Below are 25926 nucleotides of genomic sequence, written 5' to 3' on the forward strand. Positions count from 1 at the left end.
AGCCCCCCATGACCCGCCCTCCCCGCCACCTCACCGGCCTGCTCGGCACGGCCGTCGCGGCCTCCACAGCCCTCGGCCTGCTTGCCGCGACTCCCGCCGTGGCCGTGGCACCGCCGCTCTCCCAGCCGCGGATCATCGCCCACTTCGACCTGGCCCAGGGACTCCAGCCGGAGAACATCGCGCTCGAACCCGACGGCTCCGCCGACCTCAGCTTCTCCTTCGCACGCCAGATCGGCCGGGTCGACACCGCCGGGAACCTCACCGTCCTCGCCACCCTCCCCGCTCCCGCGAATCCCGCCACGCCACTGCTGGGCGCGGCCGTCGTCTCCGGCATCGTCCGCGCCCACGACGGCACCCTCTACTTCGCGTACGCCACCGGTACCGAGGACCTCACCGGCATCTGGCGGCTCTGCCCCGGCGGCACCCCCGAGCGCATCTCCGCCTTCCCCGCCGACAGCCTCCCCAACGGCCTCGCCCTCGACGAGCGCGAAGGCCGGCTCTACTCGGCCGACTCGGCCCTCGGCGTGGTGCGGATCGTCCCCGTGGAGGGCGGGGACCCGGTGGTCTGGTCCGACGACGCCCTGCTCAAGCCGACCGGCGGGTTCGGCGCCAACGGTCTCAAGGTGCACCACCACGCCGTCTGGGTCGGCAACACCGACACCGGCAACCTGCTGCGCATCCCGATCCGGCACGGCGGCTCCGCCGGCCCGGCCGAGATCCGCGCCACCGGGCTCGGTGGCCTCGACGACTTCGCCTTCGTCGGCCACGGTGACAACCTGATCGCCGCCCTCAACCCCGCCAGCGAGGCCGTCCTCATCGCGGAGGACGGCACCCACCACACGGTGCTGACCCAGCAGGACGGTCTCTCCAACCCGACCGCGGTGGCCGTCCGCGGCGACACCGTCTACGTCCCGAGCGCGGCCTTCTTCACCCGTACCGACCCGAACCTGCTCCTGGCGACGTTGGATCGGTAGCGGGTAGCGGGTAGCGGGTAGCGGGTAGCGGGTAGCGGGCAGCGGCCAGAGGGCGCGAGCGGTGCCGGCCCGGGCGGCTCAGCCCGGGCCGGCGGGTTCGTGGAGCGGCGCCGGTGGCCACCGGCCCCGGCGCGGCAGCCCTCGCCCGGGCACCGGGATGCCGACCTCGGAAGCCCTGGCAGCCCTGGCGACGGGCAGCGCTCCTAGACCCCCGGCCAGGCGGTGAGGGCGAGCAGCAGTTCGGCGCGCACGTGCGCGGAGTCCAGGTCGACGGCGAGCAGGGTGCGAGCCTTGTCGAGGCGCCCGCGCAGGGTGTGGCGGTGGATGCCGAGTGCGGTGGCGGCCGACTCCCAGTGGCCGTGGTGCTCCAGGAAGGTACGCAGGGAGAGGAGCAACTCGCTGCCGTGGGTGCGGTCGTGGGCGGCGAGCGGGCCGAGCCGGGTCTGCGCGAGGCCGGCCAGGACGGCCCGGGTGTCCGGATCGGCGATCAGCACCTGGCCGGCCAGGGACTCGTAGTCGACGAGTTCCTCTCTCCGGGCCGGGCCGAGGGCCGCGGCGTTGAGCGCCTCGCGCAGGGCGCCCCCAGCGTCGGCCGGGGCATGGACGGCGGAGAGCCCGGCCCAGGGGCGCGGGCGCAGGCGGGCGGCCGCGCCCCCGGCCAGGGCCCGTGCGGCGCCCGGGTCGTCGCCCGGCAGCAGGACGACCGCACAGCCCTCGCGCACCGCGCCGAACAGTGGCAGCCCGCGGGCGGCGAGGTCCTCGGCGGCGGCGTCCAGCACCCGCCGGGGCGTACTGCCGCGCAGCGCGAGCACCCGGACGCCGGCCTGGGACGGGAACCCGGCCTCGGTGAGGTGCTCGCGGGCCGCGGCGGGGGTGAGCGCGCCGTCCAGCAGCAGGCCGAGGACCAGACCGTGGACGCGGTGCTGTTCGTCGCGCAGGCGCAGCGGCTTCTCCGCCTCCAGGGCGAGCAGGGAGGCGGCGTGGCCGAGCAGCAGGTGGTCGACGGGGGTGGGGGAGTGGTCGGTGACCAGCACCAGTCGGCCGTGCGGCCGCAGGCCGAGCCGGACCTGCTGGACGGTCACCGTCCTGTGCGGTGAGGCGCTGACCGCGCTCGCCGCCCGGGTGCGCAGCATGCCGGCCGGTCCCCGTTCGCCGGTGTCGGCGAGCAGACCAGGGGCCAGGTCGGCGGCCTCGGCCGGGTGGGCGGCGAGCAGCTGGCCGTCGTCGGTGAGCAGCAGCACGCCGGCCTCCGCCGCGGAGGCCAGTTCGCGGACCACGGCACGGGCTCCGCCGCGCAGCGCTGCCCGGGTCATCCGGGGCTGGCTGCGCGAGGCCCGGACCACGCCTTCGTACTGGAGCTCGGCGAGCCGTTCCATCAACGCCTTGGTGATGGCCACGAACGGTGTGGGGAGCGGGACTTCGAGCAGGGCCAGGCCGGTGGCACGGGCGTTCTCCACCAGGGCGGGCGGCACTCGGGGGTGGGAGAGGCCGACGCCGAGGCCGAGTGCGGCGACGCCGGCCGCCGCCAGTCGGCGGACGTACGCGGCGGCGCCGTCCGCGTCCTCCGGCGGGAGCCGCAGGCCGGTGGTGAGGACGAGTTCGCCGCCGCTCAACCAGGGGGTCGGATCGGCGAGTTCGATGCTGTGGGCCCAGGTGACCGGCCGGTCCAGGTCGCCCTGGCCGGCCAGTACCCGCAGACCGAGGTCGCGCCGCTGCACGAGCCATCGGACCGGGACGCTCAACGTGGTCTCCTTCGGATCGCGCTGGTGGCGGTGGTGCTGGCGGTAGCGGTGGTGCTGGCGGTGACTGTGGCGCCGGCGGTGGCGAGGGAGGTCGCGAAGAGTGTGCAGACCCCGGCGGCTGGGGAGAGATAGGTGAACCCGAGGGAGACGTCGGTCCGGAGGTTCATGTCGCTCCTGAACGCGGAGGTGCAGCCGAGGGCGGCGAGGCGTTCGGGGTCGGCGTCGGGGTCGGCGTCGGGGTCGGCGTCGGGGTCGGGGTCGGCGTCCGCACCGGTCGGGAGGGGTGGTGGGGTGTGGGGGGAGTGGCACGTGCGCTGGCATCGGTCATGACCGCCTCCTGGGATCGTGACGTGACGCTCGGGGTGAGGGTGCGGGAAAACATACGAGATTGAGTTTCCAGCGGCAAGGGCGTACCGCCGTTTGCGTTGTACCCTGCCGGAAACACTCAGCAGGACGGTGATCGGGGAGGGCCCGCCATGACCAGCACCGGGAGTACGACCCCGCTGCTCAGCGCCGTCCTCGCCCCACTCACCGACCTCGGCCGGGCCGACGCCGTCGCACGCCGGATCACCGAGGCCATCGCCCTCGGCCTGGTGGCCGACGGTGACCAACTGCCCAGCGAGAACGATCTCGCCGATCAGCTCGGCGTCGCCAACGGCACCCTCCGCGAGGCGCTCGCCCTGCTCCGCGACGCCGGGCTGATCGAGACCCGGCGCGGCCGCAACGGCGGCAGCTTCGTCCGCACCCCGGCGGAGGGATCGGACCGCCTCCAGCTCGCCCGCCTGCGCGAACTCGGCACCGTCGAGCTGCGCGACCTGGGGGACGAGGAGTTGGCCGTCGCCGGCACCGCCGCCCGGCTCGCCGCCGAACGCGCGCCCGCCGACCTCGCCGACCGGCTCACCCGGCTGGTCACCGCGCTGCGGGACGCTCGCACACCCGCCGAGCTGCGCCGCGCCGATGCCCGCTTCCACATCGAACTCGCCGTCGCCGCCCAGTCGGTGCGCCTCACCCAGCTCGCCGTCCGCCTGCAGGCCGAACTCGGGCCGCTGCTCTGGTTGCCCGCGCCCTACGCGCCCGACCAGGAGCGGTTCGCCGACCAGCACCGGGAGATCCTGGTGGCCGTGGTCGCCGGGGACGGGCCCGGCGCCCGGGCGGCGGCGGAGGCGCACACCGTCGCGTGCGTGCACCATCTGGTGCGGGGGCACCTGGAGCTGACGGACGCTGCGGGGCCCTCCCGGCCGGCGCCGCCGGCCTTCCTCCCGGAGCGCTCATGACCGGTATCGGCTGACCGGTAGCAGCCCGAATCCACGGGCCGGGCACGTTCGCCGCGCGGGGCGGGGGGCGGGGGCGCGGGGCGTGGGCGGGGGCGTGGCCGGGCCGCACGTGGACCTCCACGGCACCAACCGGTACCGGCTCTGCTTCGCCCGCCCCCTGGCAGTGGGCCTCGGACAGACCGGTTTCGCGGGCGGCGTGGTCGCCGCCGATGTGCTGCTCGCCGGGTTGGAACGGCGGTTCGTCCCACCGCTGCGCGCCCTCGCCGGCGACGCAGCCGTCGTCAACGGCGAGGGCCGGGTGCCCGCCGTCGACACCCCGTCGTGGCCCGGTCGGCACGTTCGCCCGCGTCCTGGTCGCGGAAGGTGGGTCGGGCGGAGCGGCGCCGGTGCCGGCGGCGGCGGTGGATCGGGCGGTCGTCCAGGGCAGCTGCTTGACCTTTATTACCGGATGTATTTCCTGGGCAAGGGGGTCGGTTGGTTGGGGTGTGGGGCTGGGGTGGGTGGGGTGTTCATGGCGGGGGGGAGTGGGTCGCGGACAGCCTGGCGACGGTCCCCCGTCGGACGGGCGGCGGTGGGGCGTTCAGGTACGGCGGGGTGGCCGGGTGAAGCAGCAGTCGCCGCAGACGCCCGCGCCCGGGCCGACGCGGTAGTAGAGGCAACAGCTGTTCCGCCGGAAGGCGCTGCCGTCCAGGGTCCCGGTGCCGGCCAGCGGCGCCCGGTCCAGCAGTCGTGCGACCAGCGTCTGGGCCCGGCCGGGAGTCGTGCGGGGCCCGAGCATGCGCAGCGCCCCGGCGAGTGCGGACGCGGCGTTGCCCTGGAGCAGCCGCTCCGACAGCGGCACGGTGGCCCGGACGGCGGCGCCGAGCGGCGCCAACTGACCCTGGACGAGCGCCCGGTGGAGGTGCTCGGCGAGGGCCTCGTCGTCCGCGACCCGCGCGCTCCCCGGTTCGGGCGCGTACGGGGTCCAGAGGTCGATCGGCCCCTGGTCCGGCACCCGTACGTACGCGCGGTCGGGCTCCAACGCGGGGACCGTGCCCAGCAGGACGGCCGCGCCGAGGCTCACCGAGCAGAACCGGGCGGCCAGCCCGAGGTGCAGGATCGAGGCCGCCACGCGCGGTTCGGCGGTCCCGAGCCGTCGCGCGACCTCCCGGACCCGTGTGGCGAGCGGCGAATCCGGCCCCACCGCGTAGAGCTCGCGCAGCGGTCGGTAGCCGGCAGGCGGCGTGTCGGAGCCCGCGGTGGCGGCGTCCAGCGCGAAGTACGGTCCGACGGCGGCGAGTCGGCGGTAGTCGGGCGCGGCGGCGGTCATCGGGCGGCCGACGTGGAGGTGGCGGGCGCGACGGTGGGGGCGGGCACCGCGGTGGGGGCGGGCGCTGCGCAGGCCCGCCGTCGGCCGTTGCCGGGGACGGGCGGGGCGCTCTCGACCGGTGGCGCATGGCGGGCGGGACGGCCGGCGGGCGGGCGGACGTCGGTCATGCGGGCGTTCCTCTGGATCGGGTCGGCGGGCGGTCGGGCGGTCGGTCCGTACGGTGGAGTTGCCGTTGGCGCTCCCCGGGAACGGTACCGCGCCCTGGCAGTCCGTGATCGGTACGCCGACGGCTCCCGGGAGATGCCTCCGGATTTTGGGCACGAGCCGCAGCGCCCGTCCGGCCAAGGCTGTTGGCGCGGTCGTGGCGGCGATCCGGCTCGCCACCGCCGGCCCCGCGTCCGCGCAGGCCTGCTGGTTGGTGGCCCGTAGGTCCGCTGCGGGGCGACGGGCAGCGCGGGACGCCGCTTCCGGTGCGGGATCGATGCGAGGGGTAACGGCGGCAGCTGCACCTACCCGGTCGGCCGGTTCGGACCCGACACCCTGCGCGCGCTCAAGGCGTTCCAGCCCTACGGGAACCTGCAGCCGGACGGGGTCGTCGGCCCCGACACCGGCACCCCTGGTCCACCGCCTCGGAGAGGAAGCTGCTCCACAGGCAGCACTCCACGTGCCGACCGCACGGCGGCACGACCTGACGGCGGCGTGGTGGCACTGACGAACGGGCGACGAGGACCGGTCCGCGCTCTGGCGGTCTGCCACGACTCCTTCTGTGGCGGGGACCGGGCCGATCCCGGGGAATGCCGGGCCCGAGACGCATCGCGCGACCCCCGTAGGCTCGGGCGCATGCGTACCGAAACCCCGGCGTCGGACGGCCGGTTCACCTCTGCCGCGCATCCTCATCCTGACCCGGCTTCATCGGCTCCATCGGCTTCGTCGGCTCCGTCGGTTCTCCCGGCCCGAGCGACGGGCGGCTTGGCGGTACGGCTCCGCCGGCCGCTGAGCGTCGTCGCGGTGCTCGGTGTGCTGGCGCCGGTGGTGTTGGCTCACCCGGGGCAGCGGGCGGCCGCGTTGCTCCTCGCCGCCATGTCGGCGTTCGCGGCGGCGGTGTCCGTCCTGCCGTGGCCGTTCCGCCGGGTGACGTTGGCGGGGGCGACGGGACTGGCCGCGATCGCCTCACTGGCGCTGGACGCCGGTTACTCCGGCCCGTACCGGCTCGCCGCGTTCTGGCTGCCCTTCGAGTGGCTCGCCCTGCTGGTGCTGCTTGGACGGGCGGTGCGGCGGGTGCCCGGTCGGTGGGCGGGGCCGGTGGGGGCACTGGTCGGCCTGGCCGTGCTGCTGGTGCCGCTGCGCTTCGCCCTCCGGGTTCCCGAGGGCGGCTGGACCGGTTCGCTGATCGTCACGCTGCTCTCGTTGCTCCCGGCGGTCGGAGTGGCCGGAGCCGGCCTCTACCTGCGGGCCCTGGACGCCCGCCGGGAGCGCGCGGTCGCCGGCGCCCGCCGGGAGCAGCGACTCGAAGTGGCCCGCGGGCTGCACGACTTCGTCGCCCACGAGATCACCGGCATCGTCCTGGAGGCGCAGGCCGGCCAGCTGCCCGGCCTGGATGCGGCGGAGACGGGCGACCTGTTGCGTCGGCTGGAGGAGGCAGGACTGCGGGCGCTGGACTCGATGGACGCGATGGTGGGAGCGCTGCGCGACCCGCAGGCCGACGAGGCGGGGGAAGGCCGTGCCGTCGGGGCCACCCGGGTCCACGGGCTGGCCGACCTGGCGGAACTGGTCGGGCGCTTCTCGGGGACCGGTTCGACCCGGGCCACCGTCGAACTGGCGCCGGAGAGCGCCGGGTTGTTGTCGCGCGACGCCGAGGCGACCGCGTACGCCGTCGTCCTGGAGGGGCTGACGAATGTGCGACGGCACGCGCCCGGTGCGGGGGAGGTGGTCGTGCGGGTGGCGGTGGTGGACCGTCCGGCGGGGCGGGGTGGGTCGGGAGAGTCCGGTGGTTCGGCTGATGCCGGTGGTTCGGCGGGGAGGAGTGGTCCGGCGGGGCGGGGTGGGTCGGCGGGTCGGGGCGGTCCGGATGGGTCGGTGGTCCGGGTGGTGGAGGTGTCGGTGACGGATGACGGCGGGCGGGGGCGCGCGCCAGGCCCGAGGGGCCTGTGGCGGCGACTGCCGGGCAGCGGCGGCACCGGGCTGGCGGGGATGGCGGAGCGGCTGGCCGCCCACGGCGGCTCGCTCGGCGCGGGCCCGCACCAGCCGTCGGGTTGGCGGATCACCTGTGAGCTGCCGGTGCGCTAGCCGCCGCATCAGGCGGCCTTTGCCCGAGGACTGTCACCACGGCCCGGCAACGTGGGGGAACACACTGGCCGACCGGTTGAGGCAGGACCTTGAGGGCGTTGCGGAGGTCGGGCAACGGGACGACGGTTGGTTCCGGGATGTCGCGGTCCGCCCTCGGCATGTGGGCCCGCTCGGCTTCACCTGGCTGTGGCAGGGAGACTCCGCAGCCATCGTCCTCGGGGTCGAAGCAGGTGGTGTGAGCCGGGAACTCGGCCGGTCCGTGGAAGAACTGGATCTGGTGGAGGCAATCATCGACGCCCTCCTGACGGGCAGCGCCACGGCCGTCTCCGCCCCGGGCCGATGCGAGGTGACGGTGCCCCGTGGCGACGGTCGCAAGGAGGTGCAGGGCAACCGCGGATTCCCGTCCGGCCTGTCTGCCCCTTCCCGGGGGTCGCGCTGGGGACGACGTGAATGACTACGGGCAAGTACAGGCCGGACGGGGCGGTACGGGCCGTCAGCAGATCGGCCCCGCCAGTGACCGACGGACCCTGTTTCCTTCCATGCCCGACTGCGGAGAGCACGCCACTCGGACGGCCGGTGGGGTGGCCCGTTCGGCAGGGGTCGGCAGCGGAAGTGGGGCTGAACGGGACGAAATCGAGGCCGGATATCTGCCGAACGGCAGATGGCAGGGCGAAGCGGAACGGGCAAGCTCGTAGCCGTAGCCGTAGCCGTAGCCGTAGCCGTAGCCGTCATCGTCGTTCGCGTTGGAGGAGCCACCCCATGACCACCACACCGGCCGTGCCGGACACGCCTGCTCGTCGAGCGTCACTTCGTCGAGTGGTTGCCGCCGTGGCCGCGCTGGTCGCGTTCGCCGCGTTGGTCACCGTCACCGGCTGTGCAAAGGCCGACGAAGCCGCGCCGGAGGACAGGACCTTCGGCTACAGCGGTACCACGCTCAACGTCGTCTCCCGTCACCACGTCCCGACCGATCTGGTGGCGACGGACCGTCAGGACGTCAAGGTCACGCGCTGGTTCAAGGCAGAGGTCCTGGGCAAGCAGAGGAGCGAGTGGGTGCTGGACGGCGACACCCTCACGCTGGAGGCGAGTTGCAGCGGCGTCTCCAACTGCGACGCCCGGTTCAGGGTCGAAGTCCCGCCGCACATAACCGTGCTGCGCGACGGTCGGGCGACGGAGCTCACGGGCAAGGCCGCCTGAACCGGCGCGCGACTCATGGCGGGCCCGGCGGAGCGTGCGAGACTGCTCCCCGTGACGAGTCCCCATCCGGAGCACGGTCCGAACGATCCGGTGCCCTCCGCGGTGCCTGCCATGGTGTCCGGTACGGCACCTGTCGCGGCGCCCGGTACGGTCACCGCCGCCGTGTCCGCCGCCGCGTCCGCCACCGTGGTCGGCGCCGAGCCGCCCGGGGCCGGCCCGGCCCGCATCCGCACGCTGATCGCGGACGACCAGGAGGCGGTCCGCCGGAGCGTCCGGCGGATCCTTGAGGCCCAGCCCGACATCACCGTGGTCGGCGAGGCGGCCGACGGCGTCGCCGCACTCGAACTCGCGGGGCAGCTGCGCCCGGACGTCGCACTGGTCGACATCCGGATGCCCCGGATGGACGGCCTGGAGCTGACCCGGCGGTTGGCCGGACCGGGTGCCGTCACGCCGGTGCGGGTGGTGGTGCTGACCACCTTCGACCTGGACGAGTACGTCTACCCGGCTCTTCAGCACGGCGCGTCGGGCTTCCTGCTGAAGCGTTCCGGTCCGGCGCTGCTGGCCGAGGCGGTCCGGGCGGCGGCGAGCGGCGAGAGCCTGATCAGCCCGTCCGTCACGGTCCGGTTGTTGAAGCACGTGACGGCGCCCCGGCGCCCGGAGAGCCGTCGTGCCCCCGTGGTGCCGCTCACCGAACGGGAGGTGGAGATCGCCGGTCACGTCGCGGCAGGCCGTACCAACGCCGACATCGCCGCCGAGCTGTTCATCTCACCGGGCACCGTGAAGACGCATGTCGCCAGCATCCAGCGCAAGCTGGGCGTGCAGAACCGCGTCGGCATCGCCGTGCACGCCTGGGAGATGGGGTACGCGGTCCCGACCGCGTAGCGGGGTCCGCCGCACGGACCTCGCCGTGTACGGCCAGTCCGGTCCCGTCCGGTGCAGTACGGCTAGTACAGCCAGTGCGGCCTACGGCCAGTGCGGTGGGGGCATGCGGAACCTGCGAGGCGGGGGTGGCCTCCGGACGTCACGTCCTCCGGCCTAACAGTTCGATCGTCGACCGAGGTACCAGCGGCAGACCCTGATCCGTCTCGATCTGTCGCCACTGCCTCCTGCGGTCGAACTCCCTCATCTACCTCGCAGGTCCACCTCCATGATGCTCCTCCCGCGTCGGTTGCACCAGGGTTTTCCACCGCAAACTCGGGCAAACTTCGCAGGTCGGATGCGAGGTGGAGACGGGTGCGCCGCTACCGCAGCGCGTCCTTGCGCAGGAACCGCTTCAGCCGTTGCCACGGCCAGGCGTTGATCACGTCCTCGGTGGTCAGCCAGGCGCGCTGGGCCGTGCCGATTCCGTATCGCGGGTAGGCGAGGTGACCGGTGGCGTGGGCGTCGCTGTCGATCGAGAACTTCACGCCGTACCGCTTCGCCCGCAGCACGTCCTCGTCGCGCAGGTCGAGCCGCTGCGGCGAGCTGTTGATCTCGATCGCCGTGCCGGTGCGGGCGGCGGCCTCGAAGACGGCGTCCAGGTCGACGTCGATCGGCCCCCGCCGGCCGATCCGGCGGGTGGTGAGGTGGCCGATGACGTGGACGTGCGGGTTCTCGCAGGCCCGGATCAGCCGGCGGGTCTGGGTCGCCCGGTCCGCGCCGAAGTGCGAGTGGACTGAGGCGACGCAGACGTCGAAGCCGGCCAGGAACTCGGCGGGCCAGTCGACCCCGCCGTCCGGCCCGATGTTGAGCTCGGTGCCGTGCAGCAGGCGCATCTTCTTGTGCCGCCCGGCGAGTTCGCGCAGCTGTTCACGCTGGGCGAGCATCTTCTCGTCGGTCATCCGCTGCATGACCAGGTCGGGTGCGTGGTCGGTCACGGCGTAGTACGCGTAGCCGCGCGCGGCCGCCGTGTCGATCATCTCCTCCAGGCCGGCGAGCCCGTCGGTGAGGTTGGTGTGGGTGTGCAGGTCGCCGCGGAGGTCGGCCTCGGTGACCAGTTCGGGCAGTTCGCCGCGGAGCGCCGCCTCGATCTCGCCCCGGTCCTCGCGCAACGGTGGTGCGATCCAAGGCAGTCCGAGTGCCGCGTAGACCTCCTCCTCGGTGGCCGAGACCACCTTCGCGCCGCTCGCGGCCTCCGGGGCCGCCTTCCCGCCCTCGGCGCTGTCCCCGTTCCCGGCCCTCTCCCCGTTCCCGGCGTCGGCCACCTCGAACAGCCCGTACTCGGAGAGTTTCAGGCCGGCCCGGACGGCCATGGTGCGGAGCCTGATGTTGTGCGCCTTCGAGCCGGTGAAGTACAGCAGCGCCGCGCCCCAGTCCTCCTCCGGCACCACCCGCAGGTCCACCTGGAGGCCCTTCGCCGTGCGCACCGAGGTCTTGGTCGGGCCGCGTACGATCACCTCGGCCACGTAGGGGAGTTCGGTGAGCGCGGCCATCAGCGGTGCGGAGTCCTCGGCGGTCGCGAGCACGTCGATGTCGCCGACCGTCTCGCGCATCCGGCGCAGTGAACCCGCGTACGCGCAGCGGGTGCAGCCCGGCACGGACGCGATCGCCGCGACGATCTGCTCGGCCTGCTCGGTGGCCGCGTCGAGCAGTGTCCGCCCGCCGGACTGCCGCATCAGCTCGATACCGTGCAGGATCTTCTCTCCGCTGCGCTCGCCGAATCCGGCCACCCCGCTCAGCCGGTCCGCGCGGATCGCGTCGGCGAGTTCATCGACCGAGGCGATGCCGAGGTCCTGGTAGAGGGCGAGGGCGCGTTTGGGGCCCACGCTGGGGACGGCCATCATCTCGCGCACGCCGGGCGGGATCGCGGCGCGCAGCGTCTCCAGGGCCTCCATCCGGCCGGTGGCGAGGTACTGGGCCACCTTCTCGGCGGTGGACTTCCCGACGCCGGGGATCTGTTGGAGGCCCTTGGCGTCCAGTCCGGCGACGTCCTGCGGGTAACCGCCCACCGCTCGGGCGGCCTTCTCGTAGGCGCGAGCCCGGAAGGCGTCCCCGCCGGTGATCGAGATCAGGTCGGCGTACTCCTGGAGCAGCTCCTGGACCTGGTCGTTGAGCCGGGTCATGGGGTCAGTCTAGGTTCGGCGGCCGGATCGGGCCGGGCGGCAGGGGGCCGCGTGCCCCAAGGGCCCTGGGCGGCTGCGGGCCGTGTGCCCCAGGGGCCCCGTGCCCAGCCGCGCGCCCCCGGGGCGTGTGCCGGGAAGGCCCCGGGCGCGTACCCGGAGCACACGGTCCTCGGGGGTGTGGGGCCCGCGAGGTGGATCTCCGCCCCGTCGGTCGGCCGGGACGACACCCGCCGACCGGCGGGGTGCGGTGGCCGATTTGCGCCCATGAGCCGGATTGTCACCCGGGTGGCGGAGGCGCAGGCTTGGCGGAGGGGCCCGAAACGCGGCCCTGTCCGGCCTGCCGCGCGATCGGCGGTGGCGGCCGGTGATGCACGAGGGGCAGGGCGATGGCACGCGGGAAGCTCTGGGGCTACGTCGCGTCGGGTGCCCGGGTACTCGGTGGGTTCGGTGCGTTCGGGGGCGTCGGCGGCCCGGGCGGGTCCGGGGCGTCCGGGCACCATGGCGGTTCCGGCCGGGACGGTGGCTCGGGTGGTGGCCGGGACGACGGGTTCGGGGGTGGTGCGGGCGGCGCCGAGGGCGCGGACGGGTTCGGCGGTGCAGGTTCCGGCTGGGCCGGTGGTCCGGGGCGGCCGCCACCCCGGGAGATGGCCGCACCGCGCCCGCTCACCCGGCCCGAGCTGGAGCGGGTGCGCTGGACCGAGCGCAGTGAGGGGTGCAGCCCGGAGGCGCAGCACGTCCAGATCGGCGAGGTCGTGCGGCGGGTGCTGCGCGGCGGCGGGCGTGCGGCAGCGGTCGCGGTGCGGATACCGGCCGGACTGCCGGTGGTGGCCGTGGACGCCCGGCGACTGGAGTCCGCGCTGGCCGGGCTGGTCGACCATGCGATCCGGCGCAACCCGGCGGGGGCCCGGGTGCTGGTCCGGGCCGACGCGGTGTCCGGCCGGAGGGGTTCAGGCGGCATCGGCGGCTTCGGGAGTACGCGCGGCGCGGGGGGCGGGAGGAGCACGGGGGCCGTCCGCGGCCGGGGGGCGGGGCCGGCCGGTGCGGGCGGTCCGGTGGCGGACCGGGCCCGGGTGGAGCTGCGGGTGGTGGACCGCGGACCCTGTGAACTCCCGGAGGCCCGTGAGTGGTTGCTCGCCGGGCTGCGTCCGGAGGGCCCGGTGGGTCCGGCCGGGTACGGGCTGATCCGCGCGGCCGGCGGGCGGCTGGCCGTGGAGCCGACTCCGGGCGGCGGGCTCACCGTGGTCCTGATCCTGGAGGTCGCCCGCGACTGACGATCGCCGGGGGTTCGCGACGCGGCGGTGTGCCGGGGGTTCGCGACGCGGTGGTGCGCGGCCGTCGGGGCTCCCGAGGATCGCAAAGACTTCTTCGCAAATAACCCTTTGCGAAGAAGTCTTTGCGGTTCTACGCTGTCTGCCATGACCGAAGAGCAGAAGTGGCAACACAGCCCGGAGCCGCAGAACGACGTCGTCGTCCTCGATGCCAAGGGCCTGCGGGCCCTTGCCCACCCGGTGCGCGTGCAGTTGGTCGGGCTCCTGCGCCGGCACGGGCCGTCCACGGCGACCAGGCTCGCCGAGCGGATGGGGCTGACGTCGGGGGCGACCAGTTACCACCTGCGCCAGCTGGCGGCCGCGGGTTTCGTCGCGGAGGACACCGAGCGCGGGAACGCCCGCGAGCGCTGGTGGAAGCCGCTCCACCAGATGACCTGGTTCGCGGACCGGAACTTGGCCGACGAGGAGCCCGAGGCCGCGCTCTCCTACCTGCGCTCGGTCGTCGCCGCCAATGCGCTGACCACCCAGCGCGCACTGAACTCCTTCGAGACCATGCCCCGGGAGTGGCGGCACTCCTTCGACTTCAGCGACTGGTCGCTGCTGCTGACGCCGGAGGAGGCGCGCCGCCTCGCCGACGAGGTGGCGGAGGTGGTCGGGCGCTACCGGCGGGCGCCAGGAACCGGGTCCGGGTCCGAGCCCGCATCCGGGGCCGGCTCGGAGTCCGACTCCGGTTCTGCATCAGAGTCCGAGTCCGGGGCCGTGTCCGAGTCCGCGCTCGGCGCCGTGCCGGAGGGTGCGGAACGGGTCGCGGTGGTGTTCCAGGTGCTGCCCGACCCCGCGAGCGGCCCCGAGGCGGACGAATCGGAGGGCCGGTCATGACCACCGTCCCCGTTGCGGCCCCGGAGGCCGCCGGTTCGCCGCGAACGGTCCGGCCGTTGGCTGGGGTGCTCGGGGCCATGGCGATCTCCCTGACGGGGACACGGGTCTCGGCGATCGCCTTACCGTGGTTCGTCCTCGCCACCACCGGCAGCGCCACCATGACGGGCGTCGTCGCCTTCGTCGAGATGGCGCCGTATGTCCTGGTCAAGGCACTGGCCGGGCCGGTCGTGGACCGCCTGGGCCCGCGGGTCATCTCCTGGACCACCGATGCGGTGAGCGCCGTTGCCGCGGGCCTGATCCCGCTGCTGCACGGTCTGGGCGTGCTGCCGTTCTGGTTGCTGCTCGTCATGGTCGGGCTGGTCGGAGCCGTTCGCGGTCCGGGTGACCTGGCCAAGGAGGTGATGGTCCCCGAGGCGGCCGACCGGGCCCGCGTACCGCTGGAACGGGCCACCGGCCTCGCCGGGGTCACCGAGCGGCTGGCCTCGACCGTCGGCCCGGCGGTCGGCGGCGGGCTGATCGCCCTGCTCGGCCCGATGGCCGGTCTGACGATGAACGCCGTCGCCTTCGCACTGGGCTCGCTGGTCATCTCGCTCGTCCTGCCACGCGGCATGGGCCGGGCGGCCGTCACCCCGCCGCCGGCGGAGGCCGGGGAGGGCGGGGCGCAGCAGCAGGCCGGCTACTGGCAGATGTTCCGGGAGGGCTTCTCCTTCGTACGGACCGAGCCGTTGATGCTCACCGTGATCGTGATGATCGGCGTGACGAACCTGCTGGACGCCGGGTTCATGACGGTTCTCGTCCCGGTCTGGGCACAGGAGTCCGGCGGTGGCCCGGCGGCCATCGGCCTCACCGGCAGCGTCTGGGGGATCGCCGCGGTCGGCGGCAGCCTGATAGCGGCGGCCTTCGCCCACCGGCTCCCGCGCCGGGTCGTGTTCTTCACCGGTTTCCTGCTCTGCGGCGCCCCGAGGTTCCTGGTCCTTGCCATGGGCGCGCCGATGGGCGTCGTGCTCGTCGTCTTCGCGGTGGGCGGCTTCGGTTCCGGCTTCCTCAACCCGATCCTCGGCGCGATGCTCTTCGAGCGTGTGCCGCGCCACCTGCTCGGCCGCGTCGGGGCCCTCGGTGACTCCCTCGCCTGGGCCGGCATCCCCCTCGGCGGTCTCCTCGCTGGCGCCGCCATCTCCCTCATCGGCCTGATACCCGTGCTGCTTGTCTCCGGGGGCCTGTACTTCGCGACCACCACGCTCGCCGGTCTCCGCCCCGAGTGGCGGGAGATGGACCGCCTGCGCGGTCACGGTCCGGCGAGCGCGGTCGAGAATCCCCCGGGGCCGACGCTGGCGGCGTAGCACGGCTCAGAAACGGACGCCGAACTGCTGACGGGCGTTGCGCTCTGCGGCGGCGTGCCACCAGCCCGGAGGGCTCGGCCCGGTGACCCTTGCGGACGGCTGGTCGGGGTGGAGCCCGAGGCGGCTGAGCGCCGCGGCCTGCACGCGGACGTCGAACCAGCCGCGCCAGTGGCCGTCGGAGTCGCGGCCGCAGGTCAGGCCCCAGCGGATCTCGTCGGAGGCGAAGGGCATCCAGTCGATTCCGCGGTCACGCAGTCAAGCGCGGACGGCGGCCGGCGGATGAAGGCGACCGGACACGTTCTCGTAGGCCAGAACGGTGATCCAGTCGGGGTTCGGATCAGTCATGGCGGACATTCTGCCCCGCCCGGCACGGTCCGCGCCCGGCACGGTCCGCGCCCGGGCTTTCACGTGATCGAGTTTTCACGTGATCGACGGGGCGGTCGGGGTCGGGTGGTCGGGGGCCGGGTGGTCGGGGTAGCGGCGATCGGGCGCCGGGTGGTCGAGCGTCGACGGCCGGCGGTGGCCCGTCCGTCCTGTGGCCGTTGGTCGTGCGGCCGTCAGTTCTGCGGCCGTCACTCGTGCGCTGGGCGGCCGGTCCACTGGAGGAGGACCAGGCTCGCGAGGGCGGCGAGGGCACACCACGTGGAGACGAAGGCGAGCCGCCACAGCAGCGCGCAGACCACGGCGCCCACGCCGGTAAGAAGGCCGAGGCGGCGCAGCAGGCGGTCGCCGCTGACGAGGAGCGAACCGACGGTGGCGAGCAGGTACCCGGTCAGGAGGACGGCAGGGTGGGGGAGGCCGATGGCGTAGCTGAGAGTGTGGCCGTGTTCGGTGGCCGACACCGGGTGGGTGGCGACGGCCACGGCGAGCGGGACGGCGACGAGCAGGCCGAGGAGGAGGAAGGGCAGGACGATACGCCGTCGAGCCGGTTCGCGGGCCGCGCACCAGACACCGGCCGGAACGAGCACGGGCAGCAGCGGCAGCGCGATCACAGCCCAGGCGGTACGTGCCCACCCGGCCGGTACGGCGGGGACACCGCCGTCGCTGCCGTACCAGACGGCGGCCTCGATCAGTTGGTGCGCGCCCAGGACAAGGGGGAGCGCGGCGAGCACCATCCGCTCCGGTCGTCCGGCGCGGTGGGTCCGGACCAGGCAGAGCACACCGATGCCCGACACCAGTCCGCCGGCGATCAGATCCGCCTGCGCGCTCCAGCACATCTCGCCGCCTCTCCGCCGACGCCTCTCCTGCTGCTGTTGGTCCTGCTGCCGTGGGCCTGGCTGCCGTTGGTCCCGCTGCCGGCTGGCCGGCTACCGGGAGCCACCGGAGTTGGAGCCACCGGGGCCGCTGGAGCCACCGGGGCCGCTGGAGCTGCCGGAGTCGGGCGAGTCGGGGGAGCCCGTAGCGCCTGGTGAACCAGAGGGGTCCGGACGTGGAGGATCGGTGCCGTCCGTGCTGATGGCGGGGGTGCCGCGGCCGGCCGGCGCCGCCTGCCCCGCCTCCCGTGCCGATCCTGCCGACCCCGCCGCCCTCGCTTCCCCGGCCGACTCCGCCGCCCTCGCTTCCCCGGCCGACCCGGCCGACCCCGCCGCCATCGCTTCCCCGGCCGGGGCCCCGGATTGGGCGGCTTGGACGGCGTTGTCCCGGCGGTCGTGCGCGGTGCCGGGCATGGCGGGGTGGCGGCCGATCACGATCACGCCGATGACGATGGCCACCAGGCCGGCCACCTGCCAGGCCAGCGCGCCGGGGGTGACCCGCAGACGGTCGCCGAGGAACCCGACCGCGCAGGCGATTCCTGCGATCGGCTGCGCAGCCGTCAGCGCGGGCAGGGACATCCGCAGTGGCGCGGCCTCGAACGCGCTCTGCACCAGCAGCAGTCCGACCACGCCCGCCGCCACCACGGCGTACGGCTGCCAGGTTCGCAGCACGGCGTCGAGCCCGTCGTGGTCGAGGCGTTGGGTGGTGGTCCGGGTGAGCGCGTCCTGGAGCCCGTACAGCAGTCCGGCGGCCAGTGCGAGCAGGGTGGCCTCCTCGAACAGCGGTAGTCGGCGGGCGAAGGAGACCAGCAGCAGCGTCAGTCCGGTGACCGTGCCGACGACCAGCCAATGTCGCAGCTCCCCGGCCGGTGGGCCGCCGCCGGTGGGGCGGCCCGCCACGATGAAGGCGGTCACGCCGAGGCCGAGCAGCAGCACGCCCGCCCACCCGGAGCGGCCGAGGCTCTGGCGGGTGAGCACCCGGGAGAGTGCCATCGCGAACAGCAGGTTGGTGGCGAGGAGGGGTTCGACCAGCGAGACCTCGCCCTTGTTGAGGGCGAGGGCGGAGAGGATCAGGCCGCTGACCATGAAACCGGTGCCGAGCAGCCACTCGCGCATCCGCAGCAGGTCGAGCAGCAGTCGCCAGTGCAGCAGGTCGGAGCGCGGCGCCCGCTGTGCCGCGTGCTGCTGGAGGACGAAGCCGAGGCCCAGACAACAGGCGGCGCTGAGTGCGAGAAGGAAGACCGCCACGGAGGGACCACCCGAACGTCGCTGCCGGCACCGGACCGGCGGTCCGTGGTTCGGCCTCGGTCGCGGCGCGCTGTCGCCAGCCTACCGCCGGGGCGGGGCGCCGACCCCCGGGACGCAGTCGCGGAGGACGCGAAGGGCGAGTCCGTGAGGCCCGGAAGGAGGGGCCCGTCACGAGGGGAAGTCGGGGCTTGCCACGCCCGCCCGGCCAGGCCCGCCGCGCTTGCCGCCGCGGGCGCAGCGGGCGCACGCTGGTGTGAGCAGCCGCCACGGCGTCCGTGTCCGTGCCGGTCTGAGCAGGCAGGTCGGGGGCCGGCACCAGGAGGTGTGGCATGCACAACCAATGGGACGTGGAGCTGAGCTTCGAGGAAGACGGTGTGCACACGGGGTGCAACGCCCGGCTGACCGGCGCGAGGGCACCGGGCCTCAGCGCGCACGGGGAGGCGGTCAAGAGCGCGGAGGACCGCCCGCTTGCCCGCATCGGCGAGGAGGTCGCGGCCTCCCGCGCGCTGGAGGAGCTGTCCCGCAAGCTGAGGGCACAGGCCACCGGGGAGATCGAGGACGAGGGCCACCGGCCCGGCTACCTGATCTACTGACGAGCGGGCCCGCCGGCACCCGACGGGCCGTTCGCCGACCGACCGAGCCTCGTCTCGGCGCGTTTGCGGCTGCGGGGAACGACGGCAGCCCCGGCGAGACCGGACGCGGGTACAGCGCCGTGGCCGCGGTGGCTGCCGTGGCTGTCGTCGGCGTTGTGGGTGCCGTAGGCGTCGTGGATGTCGGCGAACCCGAGCCCCTGGGTCTCGGAGCCAGATGCCGACGCCAGCTGCAGCCGACCCTGCAGCCATGTTCGCGGCGGCGTGTCGGGCGCCGCCGAGCACGAGGGGAACGGCGGCCCCGCCGGTGGCGAAGCAGACCGCCGGGGCCGGCGGCCGGTGTCCTGGCACCGACCACCCCTCGGGCCCGGCCGTTACACCGCTCGTACACCGCCCACGACCGCGCCCCTCCGAGCGACCCGCCCCGAGCGCTGCACGCCCTGACCGGTGGCGAAGCCGTTGCAGAAAACACCGTCCCCCAGAAGCGGAGATGGCACCTCCCGATGAGCGGCCTGCCGACTCCCACGGACCGGCTTCGTCCACCCCCGGGGGCGGGTGCCGGGTTGGGCAGCAGTTGCGGATCTTGACGTCCGCGAACGTTCACGAGAAACAGGAGGGCGGTGGCGCTCGGTGCGCCGCGTCCGCGGGGTCGTTGTCGGGCGGCGGGTGACCGGGTGAGTCCGGCTCCGACCTTGGGCAGCATCGGGCCGAGGAGGTGGATGGACGGCTCGTGCCCGTGTCGGTACTCCAGGCGCTGCGCCCGTCCGGAGAGCGTCGGTGAACCTCTGGATGGCCGGCTGGTCCGCGAAACCCCGCAGGTGTGAGGTCAGGGCGGGCAGTGTGCGGTCCGTCGGGGGGACGACGGCGAGGGCGGCGAGTTCGGCGAGGGCGGGCCGGACCGCCGGGCACTCGGCGGGGGCCATCGGGTCAGCAGATCCGGGGCGCAGGACCGGCGGGAGCTGCGGGTCCGGGCCTCGCTGCCGGGATCGGCGTGTCGCGGGCTGACGGCCCAGCTCCTGAGCGATAGATAGGAGGTCGCGGGCCCGGATTCTGCGGGGTTCGGCCGGCCACAGCCCGTGCCTGGTGATCGGCCGAGTCATTGATCTGGTCGCCCGAGTCGCTGATCTTGCCGACGCAGGCCGCTTCGGCGCCGCCGGGAGCAGTGTGTCGATGCAGGACCGGCGTCCGGGATTCGAGTGCGACGCCGATGTCCTCAAGCATCGAGCCGACGGAGTCCCACAACGGGGTCCCGAGCCCCCAGCGCTCGTGATCCCACAAGAAGACCGCGCCGTGGTGCTCGCCGACCCGCAGATTGACGATGAGGTCATCACCACCAGGACTCATCGCGATCGGCATGATTTCCGGCAGGAACCGGGGTTCGTCCGCACCGTTCCGATCGAAGTGCGATTCCTCCTGATCCGCGACGAGAAGCCAGATCTCTCGTGTGTCCAGGGCCTCCTCCAGCGTCACCGGAGCGAATGGTCCGGGGAATCCGGTAGTCGGCTCTGACGTTGCCCCGGATCCACCATTCCCGCACGTCGGCAGCGAGCGTCGCTGCCAGCTCGGCCTCGACTGCATGGAGGCGCGCCGCATCCGCCGCCGGCCTGACGGGGTCCTTTCGGACGTGCGTGCTCAGCCGGCCGTCGATGCGGTCGCACGATTCCCGCACACCGTGATCAATGGGCGTCAGGACCGGCAGTCCCCCGGCCGCTCCGACACCGGTACCCGCTCCGAGGACGCGGGCTGCCGGAGCCGATCAGGTCCCACGCCTCGCGGTGGAAACCTCCGGGCGGACCACCTTCCCCCGCTCCGTGTTCGCCCCGCTTCCCATGTGCGGGCAGGGGCGGAGAACAGGGGGTCCTCGTGGTCGCAGGCCGAGAGCCGGCCAGGGGGTGTGCCGATGGCGAGTGCGGTGGCCGGTCAGGTCCAGGTCCAGGGCCGGGTCGGGGGGAGTGGCCAGGCCGGGGGTACGGGGAGGGGGCCGTCGGTGAAGGTGAGGGGGCTGGTGTCGGTGCGGCCGGTGAGCCAGGCGAGGACGGCGTGGCCGGGGGCGGTGACGGCGGGGCCGGACGGCGCGAGGGTCCATTGTCGGCCCAGGTCGACGGCGTCGACCCGGCCGAGCGGGAAGTCACGGGCGGCCAGGGTGGTGAGGGTGTCGTCGAGCGCCCAGGCGACGTAGGGGGCGGGCCAGTCGGACGGGCCGTGGCCGGCAGCCAGGTCGGTGTGGTGGGTCTCCAGCTCGCGCCAGCAGCGGTACAGGGTGAACCACGCCGGGTGCGGCCAGCCGGCTGCCGCCGTCACCTCCGCGTCCCATGCGGTGGCGGGCATGGACCGCGCGTCCTCGATGAGGGCGGCGAGGGAGTCGTGCAGGTCGTCCACCAGGTCGGGGGCCGGCCGGGCCGCGCTGTCCTCGACGGCGCGGGTCAGGGCTCCGGCGTCGGGGCGCGGCCCCGGTTCGGCGCCGGTGCGGGCGGTCTTCAGCAGCCGGCGGTAGGCGTCGGCGCTGCGGGCGAGGTGGGCGACGACATGTGCGCGGGTCCAGCCGGGGAGGGCGGAAGCGGCGCGCAGGTCCTCCCCGGTCAGGGCGGCGAGAGTGCCGGCGAGCCTGGCGCCGGAGTGGGTCAGCTCGTCGATGAGGGCGGACCGGGAGACGTAGAGGGGTGGGGTCATGACGATGAGACTGCCCGACGGCCGACCGCGACGGCGTCGCGGGCCCTCGCCGTCCCACCCCGGGGCGGATCCACCCCGACGCAGACCCGCCCCGGTGCAGACCGGCCCCGGGGCGGATCCGCCCCGAGGGAGAGCCGCCCAGGTGTGGATCCGCCCGGATCCGGATCCGGCCGTGCGCGTGGCCTCCCGGGGAAGGGCGCTGCTCGCCCGTGCGCAGGAGCCGTTCCCGGGCCGACGGGGCGCCGTCGAGGAGTCGGCGGATGCGCACGCCCTCGTCGCGTGAGGTCACCCTCGGCAGCGGGCCGAAGCCGTCGGGGAGCACATCGAGCAGGCTCACCAGGCACTCGCCCGTGCGCAGCGTGATCTGGGGCTCGCATCGCAACTGACCTGGAATGGCCGAGCGGTGGGACAGGTTGTGCCACGGCGCCGGCCACTGCTGGCGGGTGCGGCCGGCTGCTGCGGCGATTGCCGTTCATGCCGGGGCCGGGCGTCGGCCGAGGCGGAGTGCGAAGGCCCGCTGCTCCAGTACGCGCAGTACGCGCAGTGCGGGTGTTGCGGGTGTGGCGATCGCCTTCGCCTCGCGGGGCACGGACTGGTCCGGGTTCACCGCCTCGTGCTGTCGGGCGGCTTCCCGGTAGGGTCCGTCGGTCCCGGCGGCGTCAGGCGAGGAACTCGGTGATGCGGTCGTTGAGTTCGGCCGGTCGGGCGGTCAGGAGGTTGTGGTGGGAGAGACCGGGCAGGACGGTCACGGTGGCGGTGGGGAGGGCCTGCCGGGCCAGGTCGGCGAGGCGGCGGGCATCGTGCGTGCGGCTCTGCTCGGCGAGCAGGACCAGGGTGGGGGCGGTGAGGGCACGGAGGCGGGCGGGGGTCGGGCGGGGGCCGGTGATCGGGCGGGTGGCGGGGAAGTCGGCGTGGCCGAGGGCGTAGAGCTCGCGCCAGGCGGGGGCGAGGCCGGTGCCGCGGGTCTCCCAGTCGAGGTAGGAGCGGGCCGTCCCGGCGGTGCGGGGTGGCAGGAAGAGGGGGAGCACGCGCAGCAGGTAGCCCGGGCGGAGGCCGGCGAAGCACTGCGTGGGGTCGAGCAGGGCCAGCCGCCGGATGCGCGCCGGGACGTGCAGTGCGTACTCCAGCGCGATCCAGGCGCCGTACGAGTGGCCGCAGAGGTCGGCCTCGGGGACGGCGAGCTCGTCGAGGACGGCGTCCAGCCAGCCCAGCAGGCCGGGCACGCCGTCGAGTCGCGGGCCGTCGAGGACGCTGCGACCGGGGTCGCCGATGAGGTCCACGGCGAGGACCCGGTGGCCCGCGGAGGCGAGCGCCCCGACGTTGGCGAGCCAGCAAGCGGAGGTGGCGCCGCCGCCCTGGAGCAGCACCAGCGGGCGGCCGTCGCGGGGGCCGCAGGCGTTGATCCGGGTGGTGCCGTGCGGGGTGCGGACGGTGAGGGCCTCGACGGGGACGGGCCAGCGGGCCAGGGCCTCGTCGTACGCGGCGAGGAAGCGGCCGAGGCCGGCCCCCGGGGGCGCGGCGGGGTCGGCGGTGCCGGACGTCCTGGTGGAGCGTGCTGCCATCGTGCCCTCCGGTGGATCGCGAACTGACTCGCTCAGCAATAATCTCGCTGAGCGAGAGAATAGTCGCACGGGCGTGCCCACGGAAGAATGGCGGGGTGGACGAAACCGAGGAACCAATGCAGCTGGTCCATCTGCTGCGCGGGCTGACCGTCGAACTCGACCTGTTCGGGGCCGAGTTCGCCGGACGTCACGGCCTGCACCCGACCGACCTGCGGGCACTGATCCACCTGCTGGACGCCGCGCGGGCCGGGACGGTGGTGACCCCCGGGCGGCTCGGCGAGGCGCTGCGGCTCAACTCGGCCGGGACCACCGGCCTGATCGACCGGTTGGAGCGGCTCGGCCTGATCCGGCGCGAGCGCGACCCGGGGGACCGCCGCAAGGTCAGGCTGGTGGTGGAGGAGCAGGCGATGGAGCTGGGGCAGGCCTTCTTCGGCGGCCTGATCGCCGACCTGGTGGCCGCGATGGGCCGCTTCGACGCGGGGGAGCTGGCGACGGCCCGGCGCTTCCTGCTGGCGATGACGGAGGTGGTCACCGCGGCCCGCGAGGCGGAGTGAGCGGCCCCGCCGCGGCCCCGAGGCCTGGCCGGGAGCCGCGGGGCGTGGGCGGGGCCGGGAGCCTGGGGCGGGGAGGGTGCCCCGGGGCCGCGGGGCGGGAGCCTGGGGCCGCGACCACCGGAAGCTGTCAGTGGGCTTCGGGTCGGCGAACCCGTCGAGGACGGCGCCCCTCAGCTCGTGGGCGCCGTCCGGCCGCGTCTGCCCGTTGTACAGGTATCGACTGCCGCGGGTGCAGGGACCAATTGCCCCGGGCCGCGACCAGGTCGGCGTGGCGGACGCCGCGTCCGGGGGGCCGTCCGGGGTGAGGTGGTGCCACTGCCGCAGATCGGGGGGACGGCGAGGCCGCACTGCTCCTCGTAGCTGCCCCCGGCGTCCGCCGATCCGTCGTAGCGGCCCAGTCGGGCCGGGTCGACCCCGGTCGGGCAGGGTCAGGCCGGGCCGAGTGCCCAGCTGACGGCCGAGAGCGTCGCCATCGAGACCAGGGTCGACCAGAGCACCGAGTCCCTGGCCAGCGCGGTGCCCCGGCCGTACTCGCGGGCGTAGGTGAACACGTTCTGCGCGGTCGGCAGGGCGGAGAACAGCACGACGGTGAGCAGCTGGTGCGGGGGCAGGTGGAGGAGGAACGCGCCGACGGCGAACGCGGCCAGGGGCTGTATCAGCGTCTTGACCGCGACGGCCACGCCGACCTCGGCCAACCGGGCCGTGCCGGCGGCCGCCGGGCGATGGTGCAGCGACATGCCGAGCGCCACCAGCGCCGTCGGCACACCGGCGCCGCCGAGCAGCTGGCAGGACCGCTCCACCTCGTCGGGCAGGTGCCACCCCGTGGAGGTGGTCACCGCGGAGGCCGCGGCGCCGACGGCGACCGCCAGCAGGACGGGGTTGCGCAGCGGGAGGGTGAGCAGCGCGCGCCGGCCCGCACGCCCGCTGTCCAGCACGGTCAGCACGGCCGGAGTGACCAGCAGGATCTGGAAGAGGACGACCGGAGCGACGAAGGAGGCGTCGCCGAGCACCTGCATGGCGACCGGGATCCCGAGGTTGGCCGAATTGACGTAGCCGGCCGCCATTCCGCCGATCGCCCGCTCGGGGAGCGCCCGGTCGAACAGCCGGTGCGCGGCCAGTAGTCCGAGCCCGGTCGCGACCGCCGTCCCGGCGGCGAAGGCCAGCATCGAGGCGTTGGCGAACCGGTCCAGCGGGGTGCGCGCGATCATCACGAAGAGTGCGGCGGGCATGGCCACATGGAACACGAAGCGGTTCAGGACCATGTCGGCCTGCGGCCCGAGCAGGCCGCTGCGTCCGACCAGGTAGCCGACCGCGGTGAGGACCCAGATCGGGGCGAAGCCGGAGAGCAGCGGAGGCAGGCTGGGCATGGGTCCTCAAGGGGCTCGGGCCGCTTCGTCGGGTTGGCGACGTGGCGACATGGCGACGTGGCCGCGTCGGCGAGCTGCCGCGGTGGCGTCAGGTCGTGTCTGCGGTCCGTGGGCAGGGCCGGGGGTCGCCCGGCACCGCCGCAGTCAACCAGATGCCGGGAGCCCTACGATGGCCTGGTGGACTATCTGAGCCTGGCCGAGGTGGAGACCATCGCGCGGCGTGCGCACGAGGGACAGGTCGACAAGAACGGCCACCCCTACAGCGAACACATCGCCGCGGTCGCCCACGGTGTGGCGGACCGCGGTGGCAGCGAGGAGCAGATCGCGGCGGGCTGGCTGCACGACGCGATCGAGGACGACGCGCTGACCCGGGACTGGCTGGCCTCGGCCGCGCTCACCGACACCACCAAGTCGATCGTCGACGCGCTCACCAAGCGCCCGGGTGAGGCCCTGGAGGAGTACACCGCCCGCATCCTGGCCACCCCCGGCGCCCTGCTGGTCAAGCAGGCCGACCTCGCCCACAACTCCGACCCGGCCCGGCTGGCGACCCTGGACCCGGCGACGGCCGAGCGGCTGGCGGCCAAGTACCGGCGCACCCGCGCGCTGCTCGGCCTGGACGAGGGCTGACGGAGGCCGGCGGACGCAGGTGGGCTGACGCAGGTGGGCTGAGCGGCGGCCGGCTGACGGCGGCCGGTTGGCGGAGACCGGTCGGTCACCGCCGGCCGAGCGCTGCCGGCGAGCTGGGGGTCACCACGACGTCGGGGAGTGTGAACGGGGGCGAGCCGGGGACCGGCGGCCAGGGGTCGGTGACGTCCAACACGGCGAACAGGTCCGGCCGTTCGGCGAGGACGGCGGACAGGGAGAGCTCGTCCGGGACGGCACCGCGTGCGGTGTTGACCTTGCCCGCCCCGGGCTTCATCGCGGCGGGCAACCGGCGTCCGACCAGCCCCCTGGTCTCGGCGGTCAGCGGGGTGTGGACGCTCACCACGTCGGCGGTGGCGAAGAGTTCGTCGAGGCCGACCGGCCGGTCGGACACCCGCCGGGGCGGGCGCGCACGGGTCGTGGGCGATTCGGCCACCAGAAATAGAGGGGAAGGGGCGATGAGGGAGGCCGGGGCACCGGGTGCTCCTCGGCCTGCCCCGGGCGGGGCAGGGCCGGGCGGGCGGGGCCCGAGCGTGCGGGACTTCGTCCTGGCCCGAATGTGTCCGGACGGCGGTGTCGGACGGCCGGTGTCCCGTGCCGGAAACGGGCGAGAGGGCCCGTGCACGCGGATCGCGCGTGCACGGGCCCGCGCGGGCACCCCCCGTGTCCCAGTGCGGACCCCCGGGGGGGGGGGGGCCGGGGGGGGTCGGAGGGGTGGGGGGGACACCAGTGG

At 74.5% G+C, this 25926-nt stretch carries 24 protein-coding genes and 2 pseudogenes; 12 read left to right on the forward strand and 14 right to left on the reverse strand.

Annotated features, from left to right (window positions below):
• Positions 1–8 precede the first annotated feature (8 nt).
• A complete protein-coding gene (locus ACFC1F_RS24885) occupies positions 9–974 on the forward strand; it encodes a hypothetical protein (RefSeq protein WP_376161408.1) in 966 nt (321 codons plus the stop codon).
• Positions 975–1177: 203 nt separating this feature from the next.
• On the opposite strand, the gene ACFC1F_RS24890 is transcribed toward ACFC1F_RS24885, so the two are convergent.
• Together ACFC1F_RS24890 and ACFC1F_RS24895 are read right to left on the reverse strand one after the other, a co-directional pair.
• The gene (locus ACFC1F_RS24890) at positions 1178–2716 is read right to left on the reverse strand and encodes a PucR family transcriptional regulator (protein WP_376161410.1); all 1539 of its coding nucleotides are present in this window, start codon (positions 2714–2716) and stop codon (positions 1178–1180) included.
• Positions 2713–2883 (reverse strand): hypothetical protein, encoded by a 171-nt coding sequence (locus ACFC1F_RS24895; protein ID WP_376161412.1) that lies wholly within the window; start codon positions 2881–2883, stop codon positions 2713–2715. Before ACFC1F_RS24895 ends, ACFC1F_RS24890 begins: the two co-directional genes overlap by 4 nt.
• Positions 2884–3192: 309 nt before the next feature.
• Here ACFC1F_RS24895 and ACFC1F_RS24900 point away from each other — a divergent pair, with 309 nt between their 5' ends.
• On the forward strand, positions 3193–3990 hold the full coding sequence (locus ACFC1F_RS24900) for a FadR/GntR family transcriptional regulator (protein WP_376161414.1): 798 nt from the start codon (positions 3193–3195) through the stop codon (positions 3988–3990).
• Between the two features lie 580 nt (positions 3991–4570).
• On the opposite strand, the gene ACFC1F_RS24905 is transcribed toward ACFC1F_RS24900, so the two are convergent.
• Positions 4571–5299 (reverse strand): (2Fe-2S)-binding protein, encoded by a 729-nt coding sequence (locus tag ACFC1F_RS24905; protein WP_376161416.1) that lies wholly within the window; start codon positions 5297–5299, stop codon positions 4571–4573.
• Positions 5296–5466: a hypothetical protein gene (locus ACFC1F_RS24910; protein WP_376161418.1), complete on the reverse strand. Its 171-nt coding sequence runs from the start codon at positions 5464–5466 to the stop codon at positions 5296–5298. Before ACFC1F_RS24910 ends, ACFC1F_RS24905 begins: the two co-directional genes overlap by 4 nt.
• Before the next feature lie 310 nt (positions 5467–5776).
• Here ACFC1F_RS24910 and ACFC1F_RS24915 point away from each other — a divergent pair.
• The 4 genes and pseudogenes from ACFC1F_RS24915 to ACFC1F_RS24930 all read left to right on the forward strand — a co-directional run.
• A pseudogene (locus ACFC1F_RS24915) lies at positions 5777–5896 on the forward strand (peptidoglycan-binding protein); the annotation flags it as partial.
• 372 nt (positions 5897–6268) lie between these two features.
• Positions 6269–7585, forward strand: a complete 1317-nt coding sequence (locus ACFC1F_RS24920; RefSeq protein ID WP_376161420.1) for a sensor histidine kinase — start codon at positions 6269–6271, stop codon at positions 7583–7585.
• A gap of 759 nt (positions 7586–8344) precedes the next feature.
• A complete protein-coding gene (locus tag ACFC1F_RS24925; protein ID WP_245204833.1) occupies positions 8345–8779 on the forward strand; it encodes a hypothetical protein in 435 nt (144 codons plus the stop codon).
• A gap of 111 nt (positions 8780–8890) precedes the next feature.
• Positions 8891–9661: a response regulator gene (locus ACFC1F_RS24930; RefSeq protein WP_376161422.1), complete on the forward strand. Its 771-nt coding sequence runs from the start codon at positions 8891–8893 to the stop codon at positions 9659–9661.
• Positions 9662–10020: 359 nt separating this feature from the next.
• Here ACFC1F_RS24930 and ACFC1F_RS24935 read toward each other — a convergent pair whose 3' ends face one another.
• On the reverse strand, positions 10021–11820 hold the full coding sequence (locus tag ACFC1F_RS24935) for a helix-hairpin-helix domain-containing protein (RefSeq protein WP_376161424.1): 1800 nt from the start codon (positions 11818–11820) through the stop codon (positions 10021–10023).
• A gap of 644 nt (positions 11821–12464) precedes the next feature.
• Between ACFC1F_RS24935 and ACFC1F_RS24940 the strand changes: the two genes are divergently transcribed.
• From ACFC1F_RS24940 to ACFC1F_RS24950, 3 genes are all read left to right on the forward strand, one after another.
• On the forward strand, positions 12465–13091 hold the full coding sequence (locus ACFC1F_RS24940; RefSeq protein WP_376161426.1) for a hypothetical protein: 627 nt from the start codon (positions 12465–12467) through the stop codon (positions 13089–13091).
• 144 nt (positions 13092–13235) lie between these two features.
• Positions 13236–13967, forward strand: coding sequence for an ArsR/SmtB family transcription factor (locus tag ACFC1F_RS24945; protein WP_376161428.1), 732 nt, complete (start codon positions 13236–13238; stop codon positions 13965–13967).
• Positions 13968–14044: 77 nt separating this feature from the next.
• On the forward strand, positions 14045–15307 hold the full coding sequence (locus ACFC1F_RS24950) for an MFS transporter (protein ID WP_376161430.1): 1263 nt from the start codon (positions 14045–14047) through the stop codon (positions 15305–15307).
• Between the two features lie 6 nt (positions 15308–15313).
• Here the strand turns inward: ACFC1F_RS24950 and ACFC1F_RS24955 are convergent, their stop codons facing one another.
• The 3 genes and pseudogenes from ACFC1F_RS24955 to ACFC1F_RS24965 all read right to left on the reverse strand — a co-directional run.
• Positions 15314–15538, reverse strand: a complete 225-nt coding sequence (locus ACFC1F_RS24955; protein ID WP_376161432.1) for a hypothetical protein — start codon at positions 15536–15538, stop codon at positions 15314–15316.
• A 341-nt stretch (positions 15539–15879) separates the two neighbouring features.
• Positions 15880–16524, reverse strand: a complete 645-nt coding sequence (locus ACFC1F_RS24960) for a DUF6629 family protein (protein ID WP_376161434.1) — start codon at positions 16522–16524, stop codon at positions 15880–15882.
• Positions 16525–16938: 414 nt separating this feature from the next.
• Positions 16939–17808: pseudogene (locus ACFC1F_RS24965) on the reverse strand (DMT family transporter); the annotation flags it as partial.
• A 329-nt stretch (positions 17809–18137) separates the two neighbouring features.
• On the opposite strand from ACFC1F_RS24965, the gene ACFC1F_RS24970 reads away from it, so the two are divergent.
• The gene (locus ACFC1F_RS24970) at positions 18138–18401 is read left to right on the forward strand and encodes a dsRBD fold-containing protein (protein ID WP_148641447.1); all 264 of its coding nucleotides are present in this window, start codon (positions 18138–18140) and stop codon (positions 18399–18401) included.
• Positions 18402–19325: 924 nt separating this feature from the next.
• Here ACFC1F_RS24970 and ACFC1F_RS24975 read toward each other — a convergent pair.
• From ACFC1F_RS24975 to ACFC1F_RS24990, 4 genes are all read right to left on the reverse strand, one after another.
• Positions 19326–19991, reverse strand: a complete 666-nt coding sequence (locus ACFC1F_RS24975; RefSeq protein WP_376161437.1) for an SMI1/KNR4 family protein — start codon at positions 19989–19991, stop codon at positions 19326–19328.
• Positions 19992–20318: 327 nt separating this feature from the next.
• Positions 20319–21068, reverse strand: coding sequence for a maleylpyruvate isomerase family mycothiol-dependent enzyme (locus ACFC1F_RS24980; RefSeq protein WP_376161439.1), 750 nt, complete (start codon positions 21066–21068; stop codon positions 20319–20321).
• Positions 21069–21540: 472 nt separating this feature from the next.
• Positions 21541–21675, reverse strand: a complete 135-nt coding sequence (locus ACFC1F_RS24985; RefSeq protein ID WP_376161441.1) for a hypothetical protein — start codon at positions 21673–21675, stop codon at positions 21541–21543.
• 52 nt (positions 21676–21727) lie between these two features.
• Positions 21728–22630, reverse strand: coding sequence for an alpha/beta fold hydrolase (locus tag ACFC1F_RS24990; protein WP_376161442.1), 903 nt, complete (start codon positions 22628–22630; stop codon positions 21728–21730).
• A gap of 116 nt (positions 22631–22746) precedes the next feature.
• Here ACFC1F_RS24990 and ACFC1F_RS24995 point away from each other — a divergent pair, with 116 nt between their 5' ends.
• The gene (locus tag ACFC1F_RS24995) at positions 22747–23184 is read left to right on the forward strand and encodes a MarR family winged helix-turn-helix transcriptional regulator (protein WP_376161451.1); all 438 of its coding nucleotides are present in this window, start codon (positions 22747–22749) and stop codon (positions 23182–23184) included.
• A 428-nt stretch (positions 23185–23612) separates the two neighbouring features.
• On the opposite strand, the gene ACFC1F_RS25000 is transcribed toward ACFC1F_RS24995, so the two are convergent.
• Positions 23613–24551, reverse strand: coding sequence for an AEC family transporter (locus tag ACFC1F_RS25000; RefSeq protein WP_209412548.1), 939 nt, complete (start codon positions 24549–24551; stop codon positions 23613–23615).
• 177 nt (positions 24552–24728) lie between these two features.
• Between ACFC1F_RS25000 and ACFC1F_RS25005 the strand changes: the two genes are divergently transcribed.
• Positions 24729–25178 carry an HD domain-containing protein gene (locus ACFC1F_RS25005; protein ID WP_376161445.1) on the forward strand — a complete coding sequence of 150 codons (450 nt, stop codon included), beginning with the start codon at positions 24729–24731 and terminating at the stop codon, positions 25176–25178.
• A gap of 85 nt (positions 25179–25263) precedes the next feature.
• On the opposite strand, the gene ACFC1F_RS25010 is transcribed toward ACFC1F_RS25005, so the two are convergent.
• On the reverse strand, positions 25264–25587 hold the full coding sequence (locus ACFC1F_RS25010) for an NAD(P)-dependent oxidoreductase (RefSeq protein ID WP_376161447.1): 324 nt from the start codon (positions 25585–25587) through the stop codon (positions 25264–25266).
• Between the last annotated feature and the right edge of the window lie 339 nt (positions 25588–25926).

This window comes from Kitasatospora sp. NPDC056181 (assembly GCF_042266225.1).
Classification (GTDB): Bacteria; Actinomycetota; Actinomycetes; order Streptomycetales; family Streptomycetaceae; genus Kitasatospora.